This is a genomic window from Streptomyces flavochromogenes, from assembly GCF_000717595.1.
Taxonomy (GTDB): Bacteria; Actinomycetota; Actinomycetes; order Streptomycetales; family Streptomycetaceae; genus Streptomyces; species Streptomyces flavochromogenes.
Map to the genome: position 1 here is coordinate 22,834 of NZ_JNZO01000002.1, position 12,300 is coordinate 35,133.

Here is a 12,300-nt window from a genome sequence, read left to right on the forward strand (position 1 = left end):
TCCTCCGTCCGTCCGGGCTAGCCGGCCCGCTCGCCGGGGTCCCTCCGTTCCGCCGGGGCGAGCAGCAGCACCTCCAGGGCGCGGGCGCAGGCCCTGGCCTGCGCGAGGTACCAGTCGAGCCGGGCGTCGGTGATCAGCTCCGGTGTCGCCCGCACCGCGAGCGCGAAGCGCGCGTGCCCCGTCCGTTCCAGGACCGGCACGGCCACGGTCCGCACCCCGTGGGCCGACTCCCCGTCGTTCAGGGCGTACCCGGCTTCCCGTACGCGAGCCAACTCGGCGGCGAGCGCCGGAGGTTCCACGATGGTCCGTTCGGTGAACGCGTACAGCGGCGGCAGGGAGCGCGGGCCCGCCTCGCCCGCCCGGGGCCACGCGAGGAGCACCTTTCCGAGCGCCGTCGAGTGCAGCGGCCGGCGCAGCCCCACCTTCGGCGTCACCGAGCCGCCCGCGACGATCACCACGTGCGGGCCGCTGCGCAGGGCCAAGTCGGCTGTGGCGCCGGTCCGTTCGGCGAGATCGGACAGCTCGGGCGCGGCCAGGTGCAGCCCCCGTTGGTGGTACGAGAGCCGTCCCAGCTCCGTCATCGCCGGGCCCAGCCGGTAGCGGGCGGTCCGGGCGTCCTGCTCCAGGAATCCCGCACCGAGCAGGGTCCGGGCGAGGCGGTGTGCGGTGGACGTGGAGAGTCCGAGTCGTCGCGCGAGGTCGGAGGCGCTCAGGTCGGGCCCGTTGTCGTGGAAACAGTGCAGGACATCCAGTGCACGGCGGACCGCCTGGGCGCCCGCCGGGGGTCGGGCGATGCCGGCCTCGGTCGTCATAGGGTTCGCTCCCCGTGGGTGATCGGGCTCCCACGCTCCCACATGGCGGGAGCCGAATCAGGGCCCGGGCGAGGTCGGAAACATGCCGTTCATACGCAATCCCACATGGTGGGAGGCGAGTTGTCGCCGACGGAGCTTCCGTGGCAAGGTTCCGGCCAAGCCACCACAGCGACACCGAGCCGGAGGGAGCAGGGCCGGTCATGAACGCACGACGTACCGATCGACGTACCGCACGTCGCACCGCGCGATGTGTGCCCACCGCCTCTCCCGCGCCGCTCGTCCTCACCCGCCGCCGCCACATCGACCTGGCGCGCGTCGCAGGGGCCGGCTGTCGCTGAGGTACCGCGGGGCTGACGTCGTCGGCTGACCCCATCCGCACGGCGCTCGCGGCGGTGCTCCGCGACGACGCGACGGGCGCCGACGTCGCGGTCGGTGCGAGATCCGGTCCCATGCGGGTCTCCCGCCCCGGGCGGGCACCGTTCCCACGCGAGGGTCCGGACCCACGCGAGGATCGCCACCCGACCGGATCCCCGCGTCCTCGTCAGGTCCCGCGTCCTCGCCAGGTCCCGCTTCCTCGCCGGGTCCCGCTCCTCGCCGGCAGACGCGTCCGCGCGTCCGTCCGCGCGTCCGCCCGGCTCCCCGCCGCGTGCCGCCCATCGGTCCGACCGGCCTCCCCCATACCTCCGTACCCCCGTACCCCCGTACCCCCGTACCTCCTTCGCCCTCGCCCCGGCAGCGCCCCCGCCGACGCTCGACGTCGCCGCGCGCCCGGTCGCCGCCCACGCCGTCCCACCTCACCCCGGGAAGTCCCTCCATGACGCCTGCCCGCGTGCCCGACACGCTCTGGTTCACCCGCTGCCCCGTGCCCACGGCCACCGGTGTCGCCGCCGATCGTGGCTGGCTGGAGCGGGAGTTCGCACCCGACGGCATCGCCGTCCGCTCCCTCCAGGACGCCGACCCCGGCGCCGACCGCGCCACCCACTTCACCCACGCGCTGCCCGGCCTCTTCCGGGAGGGCGGCAACGTGCCCGCGCTGTGGGCCCGTTCACGCGGCGAACGGACCCGGCTCGTCGCGCTCACCTGGATCGAGGAACGTCAGGTGGTGCTCGTCGCTCCCGGTTCCCCGGTGCGGGGAGCCGCCGCCCTGCGCGGGCTGCGGCTCGCCCTGCCCCGGCACCCGGTCCCCATCGACTTCTGGCGGGCGATGGCCCTGCGCGGCTTCGAGGGCGCACTCGCCTCCGCCGGGTACGGGCTCGGCGACGCGCGCCTCGTCGACGTACCCGCCGACGGGCATCGGGGCCAGTGGGCCGCGGAGCTGGACGCCCTGCGCCGGGGTGAGGTCGACGCCGTGTACGTGAAGGGCGCACTCGCCGTCGAGGCGGCCCGCCGCGCCGGGGCCGAGGTGGCCGTGGAGCTGGACGCCCTCCCCGACCCCGCGCACCGCGTCAACAACGGCACCCCTCGTCCCCTCACCGTGCACCAGGACCTCCTGGACGAGTACCCCGAGCTCGTCGCCCGCTTCCTGACCGTCCTGCTCCGCGCCGCCGACTGGGCCGCCGGCGAGCCGGACGAGGTCGCGCGGATCCTCGGCGCCGAGACCGGTGCGGGTGCCGAGGGCGTCGCGGAGGCCTACCGCCCCGGTACCCACCGCACCCTCCACCCGGACCTGTCCGACACCCGCCTCGACCTGCTCACCCGGCAGGAGGAGGCGCTGCGGGCCCACGGTTTCCTGCCCGAGGCCGTGGACGTACGCGCCTGGGCCGACCCTGAGCCGCTGCGACAGGCCCGCCGGCGGGCGGCCGCCGCCCCGGTGGGGACGTCGCCGCAGCCGATTCCGTGACCGGCCGCCTCGTCACCACCGCCCCACGCCCACTCTCCGCACCCCGAAGGACGACCGCCATGCGCCCACTCGCCCCTCTCACCCCGCCCGCCACTCGCACCACCCGCGTCGCTCTGGCGGTCCTCGCCACCCTCTCCGTTCTCACCGCCTGCGGTGGCAGCCCCGCAGCGGACTCGGCCGTCGGCCAGGGCACCGGAAACGGGCCGAAGGGAGCGAAGGGCACGGTCACCATCCGCATCCCCGACCCCGGGAACGCCGGCGTGCTCGCCCGTGGCAAGAAGGACGGGAGCCTCGACAAGGCTCTCGCCGCGGTCGGTGCCAAGGTGGTGTGGACCGGCAGCGCAGGTCCCTTCGCGCCCGCCGCCCAGGCGATGAACGCCGACCAGCTCGACATCGCGACCGGCTCGATCACCTCCGGCATCACCTCCCTCTCCCAGAGCCCCGGCTTCGCCTTCTTCACCGCCACGGCCCCCGACCCCGTCGGCGAGGGCATCCTCGTCCGCGAGGGCTCGGACATCGACTCCGTCGAGGACCTCGTCGGCCGCAAGGTCGCCGTCAACAAGGGCGGCACCGGCGAATACCTGCTCCTCAAAGCCCTCGCCAAGGCCGGCGTCCCCGCCGACCAGGTCGAGCGGGTCTATCTGCGCCCGGACCAGACCGCCGCCGTCTTCAACGCCGGCCAGGTCGACGCCTGGGCCGTCTGGTCCACCTACGCCGTGGCCGAGATCGGCGCGGACAAGGCCCACTTCGTGGCCGACGGCACCGCCATCGGATCCGACAACTACAGCCTCAACGCCGTTCGTTCGGGCTTCGCCAAGCAGCACCCCGAGGTCGTCAAGGCGCTCTACGCCTACCTCCACGACAACAGCGTGAAGGAGAAGAAGGACCCGGCCGCCTATCTGAACGTCTTCACCGACGCCGGTCCCACCGCCGTCGACGGCAGGGCCAAGGAGGTCCAGATCTCCTTCATCGGCAAGGGGGGCACCGTCGACCCGATCCGGCCCGAGGACATCAAGCGCTTCGAGACGGTCGCCCAGTTCTACGCCGACCAGAAGGTCACGCCGGACAAGGTCGACATCGCCGCCCACCTCCTCGACATCGAGAAGCTGTCATGACGGCCCCGGCCACCGCCACCACAGGCCCCGCGCCCGCGCCCGCGGCCACGAAGGAGACGCTCGCGGACGGCGGCGGCCCCGCCGGACTCGTCACCCCCCGCCCGCATGTCCGCCGCCCCCGCTCCCGGACGTACTCCCTGACGGTCCGCACCCTCGGCCCGGTCGCCCTCCTCGCCCTCTGGTGGACCTCCTCCGCCACCGGCGTCCTCACCCCCGACGTGCTCGCATCGCCCTCTCAAGTCATCGACGCGGTCGAAGAGCTGTGGGGCAACGGGCAGCTGCCCGACGCGCTCGCCACCTCCCTCACCCGCTCGGGCATCGGTCTCGTCATCGGTCTCGCCGCCGGGCTCACCCTCGGCATCACCACCGGCTTCACCCGGCTCGGCGACGAGCTGCTCGACTCCTCGCTCCAGACGCTCCGCACGATCCCGTTCCTCTCCCTCGTCCCCCTCTTCATGGTCTGGTTCGGGATCAACGAGACCGCGAAGATCCTGCTCATCGCGGTCGCCACCACCTTCCCGATGTACGTCTCCACCAGCGGGGGCGTCCGCAACACCGACCGCAAACTCGTCGAGGCCATGCGCAGCTTCGGGCTCGGCCGACTCGCGATCGTCCGCCAGGTCGTCCTCCCCGGCGCCCTGCCCTCGCTCCTCGCAGGACTGCGGCTCTCCATGACGCTCAGCGTCATCGCGCTCATCGCCGCCGAGGAGATCAACGCCACCGAAGGCATCGGATACCTGATGTCCCAGGCCCAGAGCTACGCCCGCACCGACATCCTCGCCGTCTGCATCCTCGTCTACGGCCTGCTCGGTCTCGCCGCCGACGTTCTCGTCCGGGGCCTGGAGCGGATCCTCATGCCCTGGCGCACGGCCGGCCCCGGGGGAGGAGCCCGATGACGTCGTCCACATCGGTTCCCGCCACGGCGGTACGGGTACGAGGCCTGCGCCGGGTCTTCGGCGCCCGATCCGTCCTCGACGGTCTCGAACTCGACCTGAGACGAGGCGAGTTCCTGGCTCTCCTCGGTGCGAGCGGCAGCGGCAAGACCACCCTGCTCCGTATCCTCGGCGCCCTCGACGGAGCCGACGGGGGAGAGGCGCTCGTCCCCGAGGCCCGGACGATCGTCTTCCAGGAACCGCGGCTCATCCCCTCCAAGAAGGTCCTCGCCAATGTGACCGTCGGCCTCCCGCGCGGCGCCGCGACCCGGGCCACCGGACTGCGGGCGCTCGCCGAAGTCGGTCTCGAACGTCACGCGGACGCCTGGCCCGCCACCCTCTCCGGCGGCGAGGCCCAGCGCGTCGCGCTCGCCCGTGCCCTGGTCCGGGAGCCCGAACTCCTGCTCCTCGACGAGCCGTTCGCCGCCCTCGACGCGCTGACCCGGCTCCGGATGCAGGACCTGGTCGGCGAGCTGCGCCGGATCCACCGCCCCGCCGTGCTCCTCGTGACGCACGACGTCGACGAGGCCGTACGCCTCGCCGACCGGGTCGCCGTCCTGCGGGACGGCCGACTGGTCACCGACGAGCCCGTCACCGTCCCCCGTCCCCGAGACCCCGGCGACCCGGCCTTCGTGGCCCTGCGCCGCCGCCTCCTCGCCGACCTGGGCGTCCACGCGCCCGGCGAGGCGGCCACCTCCATCCCCGGGCCCGCCCCCGCATCTCCCGAAGGAGCCTCCGCATGAGCGTCGTCATCGGTGTCCACCGCAGCAACCCCTCCCTCTACCACCTCTCCCGGCTCGGTTACGCGGAGGAGGAACTCGCCGCACTCGGGGAGACCGTGACCTGGTACCCGTACACCGACGGAGTCCGCACGGGTGCCCATCTCACCGACGGCACCATCGACTTCGGCGGCACCGGCTCCACCCCGCCGGTCACCGCGCAGGCCGCCGGACACGACATCGTCTACACCGCCGTCTCGGCGCCCCGCCCCGACCACGGCGCACTCCTCGTCCCCGAGGACAGCCCGGTCCGTACCGTCGCCGATCTGAAGGGCGGCACCGTCCATCTGGCCGTCGGCTCCTGGCAGACCCACCTCGTCGCCAAGGCCCTGGACGACGCGGGACTCTCGTACGCCACCGACATCACCGCCGTACGCGCCGACCCGGGCAGCGAGGAGAAGCTCCGTACCGGCGCGATCACCGCCTGGGTCGCCCAGGGCGCCGAGCTCGCGGCAGCCCGCCGCGCCGGCGGGCTGCGCACCCTGATCCGTACCGGCGAGGTCATCACCGACCGGTCCGTCTTCTTCACCCGCCGCGACCTCGCCGAGCAACGGCCCGAAGTGGTGGAGGCGCTGACCCGGGCGCTCCGGCGGGCCGACGACTGGGCCGCCGCGCACCCGCGCGAGGCCGCCGAGATCGCCGCCGCGGACCAGGGCGGCACGGTCGACGACTGGGAGACCGCGCTGCGCGCCCTGCCCTGGACGATCGAGGAGATCGGAGAGGAGTTCGTCGCCGAGCAGCAGCGGGCGGCCGACATCTTCCACCGCACCGGGTTCATCGACCGCGCGATCAGCGTCGCGGACGCCCTGCCCCGGAAGGCCGGCTCCCGATGACCTCACCGGCACCCGAAGTCCTCTGGTACATCATCCCGCGCGAGGGCGCGTACCCCTGGGAGCCGGCGGGCCGCCGTCCCGTCGACCTCGGCTACCTCGCACACCTCGCCGGAACCGTCGAACGCCTCGGCTACACCGGTGCGTTGCTGGCCACGGACCTCTACGACGTGTGGCCACTGGGTTCGGCGCTCGCGGCCTCCACGAGCACCCGGTTCAAGCCGCTGCTCGCCGTCCACCCGGGGCTGATCGCGCCGACCCTGCTCGCCAAGATGGCGCTGAGCTTCGACAACCTGTTCGGCGGCCGGCTCCGCTTCAACGTGGTCAACGGTTCCACCGCCTCGCTGCGCGAGTACGGGCTCCACGTCGAGCACGACGAGCGGTACGAACTGAGCGCCGAGTACTGGTCGATCGTCAAGCGGCTCACGGCGGGCGAGGTCTTCGACCACAAGGGCCGCTTCTACGACCTCAGGAACGCCGGCGCCTCCTTCCGCGACCTGCGGCCCGTCCAGGAGCCGCACGTCCCGCTCTGGTTCGGCGGATCCTCGGCGCCCGGGATCGAGATGGCCGCCGAGCACGTCGACGTCTACCTCACCTGGGGCGAGCCGCCGCACCTGCTGAAGGAGAAGCTCGACCACGTACGGGCCCGGGCCGCCGCCCACGGCCGTACTCTCCGCATCGGCCTGCGCCTCCACCTCATCGTCCGCGACACCGAGGACGAGGCGTGGGCGGCGGCCGACCGGCTCCTGGACGTCACCAGTGAGGCGACGTACGCGCGGCAGCTCGGCGAACGGGCGGGCGAGGACGGCGTGGGCTGGCAGCGCCAGTTCCGCCAGCACGGCGGCAAGGTGCCGGCCAGGGCCCGCGAGCTGGAGACCCACCCGAACCTCTGGCCCGGCATGAGCCTGTTCCGGCCCGGTCCCGGAACGGCGGTCGTCGGCTCCACGGCCCAGGTCGTGGAGCGGCTCAGGGAGTACCGGGACCTGGGCGTGGACACCTTCATCCTGTCCGGAAACCCGCTCCTGGAGGAGGCGTACCGGGTCGCCGAGACCGTTCTTCCCGCCCTGGGTGTCAGCCGCTGAGATCCCACACGGTCCATTCGGTGAACGGTTCGTCCTGGACGTGGATCCGGGTGCCACGTGCCACGACCCGGCGGCGCCCGATGGGCCTGCCGTCGGGCCGGGTGAGGAGAGCGGCACCCGTGGGCTCGACGGCGGTGTCGGTGAGTTCGCCGTACGCGATCCGGTCCTCTTCGTCGCCGTATCCGCCGAAGAAGGCGACCCGCCCCTCGTGGACGGCGACCGCCGTGGCACCCCGCACGGTGTTGGCACGCACGCGCACGGGCCGGTCGGGGCGGATCTCCAGGAGCGGGAAGTCGGAGTACGGGCAGGCCCAGGCGACGGAGTCGGACACGTTCAGGGCGTAGCAGTCCATGATCCAGCCGGCCCCGGGCACGCCGCCGCTGCTCCATCGGAGTTCACCCGTCGCGCTCCAGCGGCGGATGCCCGCCGGATTCTCGTCGAAGTGCCCGACCCAGAGAGCACCGCTCGGGTCGGCGAGCAGGTGCTCGATCGCGTCCCCGACGGTGAAGGACCAGGTCTCGCGGCCCAGCGCGTCGAAGACCTGCACCTGGCTGCCGTCGGCGTCGGCGCGGCGGGCGCGGGCCGAGGCGACGACGAATCCGCCGTCCGGCAGTCTGTCCAGGTGCGGGAACCGGGCCCGCAGGGCGCTCAGTTCCGTGACCTCGACGCCGCCGTCGTCCTCGACGGAGACGACCAGGGCGTCGTAGGGGTGCCTGTCGCCACCGCGCTCCGGAGCGCGCTCGACGAGCAGCCAGTGGGCGGCGCCGAAGGCGTCGACGGTGCTGGTCAGGACATGACGGTCGTGGTACGTGCGGGGCAGGCGGGCGTAGGGCACGAGTGCGGACGTCTGCACGGGTGGACTCTCCTCGGCGGCGCGGGTACGGGTGAGGGGGGCGGGAGTCACCCGGTGGCGCGCGAGTGCGGGAGAGCGGAGCGGGGCGCCTACGCGGCATGAGCCTTTCTGGTCGTCATGCGGCGATCATCGCCGATGCCCGTCGACGCCGCAAAGACTTTCGGCGCGCCGCGTTGCCAACAGCCGCGAACGTCGCATTGATCGAACGTTGATGGCTCGTTTACGGCCCTCCGGCAGCGTGTACGCCATGCAGACCTACACCACCGTACTGACCGCACCGGAGCCCGACATGTCCTGGCAGGAGACCGCTCTGTGTGCTCAGGCCGGGCCGGAGTTCTTCTTCCCGGCACCGGGCTCCTCCACCCGCGAGGCCAAGCAGCTGTGCGGCGCCTGCGAAGGGCGAGTGGCGTGCCTGGAGTACGCGCTGCGCAACGACGAGCGGTTCGGGGTGTGGGGCGGGCTCTCCGAGAAGGAGCGGTTCCGACTCAAGCGCCGAGAAGGCTGAGCGGGCGCGCGGACGCCTCGGCGCGGGGGTACGAGGGGTCCGGAGGCACGCAGCGGAACGGGTGCGGCGGAACGGACGCGGCAGGACGGGCGCGGCGGGCTGATCACAGCCTGCCGCGCCCGTCTCGTGTCGTGTCGTCGCTCGCGGCCGGAGGGCCGCACAGCTGTCGCCCGGCCAGGTGTCGCCCGGCCGGTGCCGTCCGGCCGGTCGCTCGGTCCGTCGCTCAGCCGGCCGCGCGGGCGGCCATGCGGGCCTTGCGGGCGGCGAGCTTCTCGTCGAACTTGCTGGCCTCGGAGTCCAGGCCGTTCATGTACAGCCCCAGCTCCTCCTGCGCCTGCAGACCCTCCGGCCCGAGGCCCTCGATCTGGAGGACCTTCAGGAAGCGGAGGACGGGCTGGAGCACGTCGTCGTGGTGGATGCGCATGTTGTAGATCTCGCCGATCGCCATCTGCGCCGCCGCCCGCTCGAAGCCGGGCATGCCGTGTCCGGGCATCCGGAAGTTGACCACGACGTCCCGCACGGCCTGCATGGTCAGGTCGGGGGCGATCTCGAAGGCCGCGCCGAGCAGGTTGCGGTAGAAGACCATGTGCAGGTTCTCGTCGGTGGCGATCCGGGACAGCATCCGGTCGCAGACCGGGTCGCCGGACTGGTGGCCCGTGTTCCGGTGCGAGATGCGGGTGGCGAGCTCCTGGAAGGCGACGTACGCCACGGAGTGCAGCATCGAGTGGCGGTTGTCGGACTCGAAGCCCTCGCTCATGTGCGCCATCCGGAACTGCTCCAGCTTGTCCGGGTCCACGGCGCGCGAGGCGAGCAGGTAGTCGCGCATCACGATGCCGTGCCGGCCCTCCTCGGCGGTCCAGCGGTGCACCCAGGTGCCCCAGGCGCCGTCGCGGCCGAAGAGGCTGGCGATCTCGTGGTGGTAGCTCGGGAGGTTGTCCTCGGTGAGCAGGTTGACGACGAGGGCGATCTTGCCGATCTCGGTCACCTTGGACTGCGCCGGATCCCAGGCCTCCCCGTCCTCGAAGAAGCCGGGGAAGTTGCGGGCGTCGGACCACGGGACGTACTCGTGCGGCATCCAGTCCTTGGTGACCTTCAGGTGCCGGTTGAGCTCCTTCTCCACGACCTCTTCCAGCGCGTAGAGCAGCCGCGCGTCGGTCCACCCTGTCGGGCTGCCGAGGTGGGGAGAGGTGAGCGTCACGGGGACTCCTGGGGACGGAGAGGGGGCATACGGGCATACCTACGGATTCGTAGGTTACGAGACCGTAGGTTAAGGCTCCGTAAGGCATCGGCCAACCCCGTCCCGGCGATGTCCGGTTACGTTCCGTTATGTGGGCTGCTCCGGAGGGGTGCCGGAGACGCAGGTCACGTCCTTGGTGCCCTGCGACGGTCCTCCGAAAAACTACGCAGAGCAGACGTCCGGCAGCTCGGCGCAGTCGGCCGACGGCCCGAAGCGGATGGCTTTCCGGCGCCCCGGGACAGCGCTCCCCGGCGCGAAGAGGATGGCTTCGCGGCGCCCGGCCGGCGGCCGGCGCCGGAAAGACCGGATGGTCCGCCGCGCCGGCCTCCACCGCGCGGATCAGCGTCCGCAGCGCCTCCACCGAGTCACCGAATCCTGGGCGTTGCTCCACCGCCGGAACCGGGTGTGAGCCGGTCCTGCCGAGGGCTCGACGCCGCGCCCCGTACCTCCTCCGCCGTCGTCGGCCGCAGCTCACCGTCGAGCAGCAGCCAGCGGGTGATCCCCAGCGACTCCAGGAACGTCACGTCGTGGCTCGCCACGATCAGCGCCCCTTCGTACGCGTCGAGGGCCGCCGTCAGCTTCCGTACCGATGCCATGTCCAGATTGTTCGTCGGCTCGTCCAGCATCAGCAGCTGTGGAGCCGGCTCCGCGAGGAGCAGCGCCGCGAGCGTCGCCCGGAACCGCTCCCCGCCCGACAGGGTGCCGACAGGCTGATCGGCCCGGGCTCCCCGGAACAGGAACCGTGCCAGCCGCGCCCTGATCGCGTTCCCCGTCGCCGTGGGCGCGAACCGGGCCACGTTCTCCACCACGCTCAACCCGTCGTCGAGGACATCGAGCCGCTGCGGCAGGAAACGGAGCGGCACCCGCGCCTCTGTCTCGCCCGAAACCGGCGCGAGCTCCCCGGCGATCGTCCGCAGCAGCGTCGTCTTCCCGGCGCCGTTCCTGCCGACCAGCGCGATCCGCTCCGGACCGCGCAGCTCGAACTCGCCGGCCACCCGGGCCCCGTAGCGCAGCTCCAGATTCCGCAGGAACAGCACTTCGCGGCCCGGTGGCACCGAGGTGCGCGGCAGTTCGACGCGGATCTCGTCGTCGTCCCGCACCGCCTCCACGGCGGCGTCCAGCCGCTCCCGTGCCTCCGAAAGGCGCTCGGCGTGCAGCGCCTTGTGCTTGCCGGCCGAGACCTGGGCCTCGCTCCTGCGGTTGTTGGCCACGATCTTCGGAACGACCTTGTTCTCGAAGCTCTTCTGTCCGTACCGCTTCCGGCGGGCCAACTTCATCTGGGAATCGGCGAGTTCCCGCTTCTGGCGCTGAACGTCCGCCTCGGCGACGCGGACCATCCGCTCCGCCGCGTCCTGTTCGGCGGCGAGCGCGGCCTCGTAGTCGGAATAGGCGCCGCCGTACCACGCGACGGCGCCGTCCCGCAGATCGGCGATCTGGTCGACCCGCTCCAGGAGTTCACGGTCGTGGCTGACCACGACCAGGACTCCGGACCAGTTCTCCACCGCCTCGTACAGCCGTGCGCGCGCGTGCAGATCGAGATTGTTGGTCGGCTCGTCGAGGAGCAGAACATCGGGCCGGGCGAGCAGCAGCGCGGCGAGGCGCAGCAGCACGGACTCGCCGCCCGAGACCTCGCCGACGGTCCGGTCGAGACCGACGGCGCCGAGCCCGAGCTGGTCGAGGGTGGCGCGGGCCCGCTCTTCGACGTCCCAGTCGTCGGCGAGGGCGGTGAAGTGCTCCTCGGCGGGGTCGCCCGCCTCGATGGCGTGCAGTGCCGCCCGCTTCGCGTCGATGCCGAGGATCTCGTCCACGCGCCGGGAGGTGTCCAGAACCAGGTTCTGGGGGAGGTAACCGAGCTCGCCGGTGACCCGGACCGTGCCGGATGCCGGGGTCAGCTCGCCGGCGATCAGTTTCAGGAGCGTGGACTTCCCGGAGCCGTTGAGCCCGACGAGCCCGGTGCGGCCGGGGCCGACCGTGAGGCGGAAGTCGTCGACGACCTCGGTGCCGTCGGGCCAGGAGAAGGAGAGCGAGGTACAGGTGATGAACGTGGGGTGATGCGCCATGGAGGCCTCCCGGATGCGTGAGCGCAGACGTGATGTGATGCGACGCGTGGAGACACCGGGGCGCGGGCTGTCTGTCGTCAGAACGGCTCGTACGCCGAGGTCGAGATCGGCACACGCGGCACAGGGGGCACGCGCGGCACGGTGTCTCGCAACCTCAGACGAGCAACGTCCTTCTCCGATCGGACGACGACATGGACGTGATGAAACGGTAGGCCGGGGAGCGGGAGGGGGCAACCGAATTACGGGACCGAGCCG

The 12,300-nt window shown here is 72.4% G+C and carries 12 protein-coding genes; 8 read left to right on the forward strand and 4 right to left on the reverse strand.

The genetic code is table 11. The annotated features are described in order from the left end of the window. Positions 1–17: 17 nt before the first annotated feature. Positions 18–812: an IclR family transcriptional regulator gene (locus tag IF00_RS0102165; RefSeq protein WP_030313581.1), complete on the reverse strand. Its 795-nt coding sequence runs from the start codon at positions 810–812 to the stop codon at positions 18–20. A 200-nt stretch (positions 813–1,012) separates the two neighbouring features. Between IF00_RS0102165 and IF00_RS47975 the strand changes: the two genes are divergently transcribed. The 7 genes from IF00_RS47975 to IF00_RS0102195 all read left to right on the forward strand — a co-directional run bounded on the left by IF00_RS47975 (position 1,013) and on the right by IF00_RS0102195 (position 7,390). Next, positions 1,013–1,150: a putative leader peptide gene (locus tag IF00_RS47975; protein WP_384226220.1), complete on the forward strand. Its 138-nt coding sequence runs from the start codon at positions 1,013–1,015 to the stop codon at positions 1,148–1,150. 476 nt (positions 1,151–1,626) lie between these two features. Further along, positions 1,627–2,652 carry an ABC transporter substrate-binding protein gene (locus IF00_RS0102170; RefSeq protein ID WP_030313583.1) on the forward strand — a complete coding sequence of 342 codons (1,026 nt, stop codon included), beginning with the start codon at positions 1,627–1,629 and terminating at the stop codon, positions 2,650–2,652. A 59-nt stretch (positions 2,653–2,711) separates the two neighbouring features. Further along, positions 2,712–3,767: an ABC transporter substrate-binding protein gene (locus IF00_RS0102175; RefSeq protein ID WP_030313585.1), complete on the forward strand. Its 1,056-nt coding sequence runs from the start codon at positions 2,712–2,714 to the stop codon at positions 3,765–3,767. Continuing rightward, positions 3,764–4,663, forward strand: a complete 900-nt coding sequence (locus IF00_RS0102180; RefSeq protein ID WP_051819691.1) for an ABC transporter permease — start codon at positions 3,764–3,766, stop codon at positions 4,661–4,663. The genes IF00_RS0102175 and IF00_RS0102180 overlap by 4 nt, the downstream gene beginning before the upstream one ends. Next, on the forward strand, positions 4,660–5,442 hold the full coding sequence (locus tag IF00_RS0102185) for an ABC transporter ATP-binding protein (RefSeq protein ID WP_037637398.1): 783 nt from the start codon (positions 4,660–4,662) through the stop codon (positions 5,440–5,442). Before IF00_RS0102180 ends, IF00_RS0102185 begins: the two co-directional genes overlap by 4 nt. Then, positions 5,439–6,311 carry an ABC transporter substrate-binding protein gene (locus IF00_RS0102190; protein WP_030313592.1) on the forward strand — a complete coding sequence of 291 codons (873 nt, stop codon included), beginning with the start codon at positions 5,439–5,441 and terminating at the stop codon, positions 6,309–6,311. The genes IF00_RS0102185 and IF00_RS0102190 overlap by 4 nt, the downstream gene beginning before the upstream one ends. Further along, the gene (locus IF00_RS0102195) at positions 6,308–7,390 is read left to right on the forward strand and encodes an LLM class flavin-dependent oxidoreductase (RefSeq protein ID WP_030313595.1); all 1,083 of its coding nucleotides are present in this window, start codon (positions 6,308–6,310) and stop codon (positions 7,388–7,390) included. The genes IF00_RS0102190 and IF00_RS0102195 overlap by 4 nt, the downstream gene beginning before the upstream one ends. Here IF00_RS0102195 and IF00_RS0102200 read toward each other — a convergent pair. Beyond that, complete coding sequence (locus tag IF00_RS0102200) at positions 7,380–8,243, reverse strand: hypothetical protein (protein WP_030313597.1); 864 nt, start codon at positions 8,241–8,243, stop codon at positions 7,380–7,382. The genes IF00_RS0102195 and IF00_RS0102200 overlap by 11 nt on opposite strands. Before the next feature lie 247 nt (positions 8,244–8,490). Here IF00_RS0102200 and IF00_RS0102205 point away from each other — a divergent pair, with 247 nt between their 5' ends. Continuing rightward, positions 8,491–8,748, forward strand: coding sequence for a WhiB family transcriptional regulator (locus IF00_RS0102205; RefSeq protein ID WP_051819792.1), 258 nt, complete (start codon positions 8,491–8,493; stop codon positions 8,746–8,748). 223 nt (positions 8,749–8,971) lie between these two features. Here IF00_RS0102205 and IF00_RS0102210 read toward each other — a convergent pair whose 3' ends face one another. Both IF00_RS0102210 and IF00_RS0102215 read right to left on the reverse strand, forming a co-directional pair. Continuing rightward, a complete protein-coding gene (locus IF00_RS0102210) occupies positions 8,972–9,946 on the reverse strand; it encodes an acyl-ACP desaturase (protein ID WP_030313602.1) in 975 nt (324 codons plus the stop codon). A 404-nt stretch (positions 9,947–10,350) separates the two neighbouring features. Further along, the gene (locus IF00_RS0102215) at positions 10,351–12,045 is read right to left on the reverse strand and encodes an ABC-F family ATP-binding cassette domain-containing protein (protein ID WP_051819693.1); all 1,695 of its coding nucleotides are present in this window, start codon (positions 12,043–12,045) and stop codon (positions 10,351–10,353) included. Between the last annotated feature and the right edge of the window lie 255 nt (positions 12,046–12,300).

Excerpts from the sequence above, each read along its gene's own strand:
- IF00_RS0102180 (WP_051819691.1), top strand. The coding sequence starts at position 3,764 with ATGACGGCCCCGGCCACCGCCACCACAGGCCCCGCGCCCGCGCCCGCG.
- IF00_RS0102190 (WP_030313592.1), top strand. The coding sequence starts at position 5,439 with ATGAGCGTCGTCATCGGTGTCCACCGCAGCAACCCCTCCCTCTACCAC.
- IF00_RS0102215 (WP_051819693.1), bottom strand. The coding sequence starts at position 12,045 with ATGGCGCATCACCCCACGTTCATCACCTGTACCTCGCTCTCCTTCTCC.
- IF00_RS0102170 (WP_030313583.1), top strand. The coding sequence starts at position 1,627 with ATGACGCCTGCCCGCGTGCCCGACACGCTCTGGTTCACCCGCTGCCCC.
- IF00_RS0102205 (WP_051819792.1), top strand. The coding sequence starts at position 8,491 with ATGCAGACCTACACCACCGTACTGACCGCACCGGAGCCCGACATGTCC.
- IF00_RS0102195 (WP_030313595.1), top strand. The coding sequence starts at position 6,308 with ATGACCTCACCGGCACCCGAAGTCCTCTGGTACATCATCCCGCGCGAG.
- IF00_RS0102165 (WP_030313581.1), bottom strand. The coding sequence starts at position 812 with ATGACGACCGAGGCCGGCATCGCCCGACCCCCGGCGGGCGCCCAGGCG.
- IF00_RS47975 (WP_384226220.1), top strand. The coding sequence starts at position 1,013 with ATGAACGCACGACGTACCGATCGACGTACCGCACGTCGCACCGCGCGA.
- IF00_RS0102175 (WP_030313585.1), top strand. The coding sequence starts at position 2,712 with ATGCGCCCACTCGCCCCTCTCACCCCGCCCGCCACTCGCACCACCCGC.
- IF00_RS0102185 (WP_037637398.1), top strand. The coding sequence starts at position 4,660 with ATGACGTCGTCCACATCGGTTCCCGCCACGGCGGTACGGGTACGAGGC.